This window comes from Ornithinimicrobium cavernae (assembly GCF_003121625.1).
Taxonomy (GTDB): Bacteria; Actinomycetota; Actinomycetes; order Actinomycetales; family Dermatophilaceae; genus Ornithinicoccus; species Ornithinicoccus cavernae.
On sequence record NZ_QDDJ01000046.1, the window covers coordinates 1 to 718 of the forward strand.

Here is a 718-nt window from a genome sequence, read left to right on the forward strand (position 1 = left end):
ACAACATCATAAAACAACACACTCAACATCATACATATAAATAAGGAAGCACAAAATGGCTAACTATTTCAACACATTAAACTTACGTCAAAAATTAGACCAACTCGGTCGTTGCCGTTTTATGGATCGTAACGAGTTTGCAGACGGCTGCAATTTCTTAAAAGGCAAGAAAATCGTTATCGTAGGTTGTGGTGCGCAAGGTTTAAACCAAGGTTTAAATATGCGTGATTCCGGTTTAGACATTAGCTATGCGTTACGTGCGGAAGCCATTGCTGAAAAACGTGCGTCATTTACTCGTGCAACCGAAAACGGTTTCAAAGTCGGCACATACCAAGAATTAATTCCAACCGCTGACTTAGTTATCAACTTAACGCCGGATAAACAACACTCAAAAGTGGTTGCAGATGTTGTTCCGTTAATGAAACAAGGTTCTGCATTCGGTTACTCGCACGGTTTCAACATTGTTGAAGAAGGTGAGCAAATTCGTAAAGATATTACTGTTGTGATGACAGCGCCAAAATGTCCGGGTACGGAAGTACGTGAAGAATATAAACGTGGTTTCGGTGTACCGACACTTATCGCAGTTCACCCTGAAAATGACCCGAAAGGTGAAGGTATGGCAATCGCAAAAGCGTGGGCATCAGCAACCGGTGGTGACCGTGCAGGCGTATTGGAATCTTCATTCGTAGCGGAAGTTAAATCCGACTTAATGGGCGAG

General features: G+C 42.6%; 1 protein-coding gene. It reads left to right on the forward strand.

The genetic code is table 11. From position 1 onward, the window contains the following. Positions 1-55: 55 nt before the first annotated feature. Positions 56-718: ketol-acid reductoisomerase (gene ilvC / locus DA085_RS20705; RefSeq protein ID WP_109474878.1), on the forward strand; the 663-nt coding region annotated here is incomplete at its 3' end.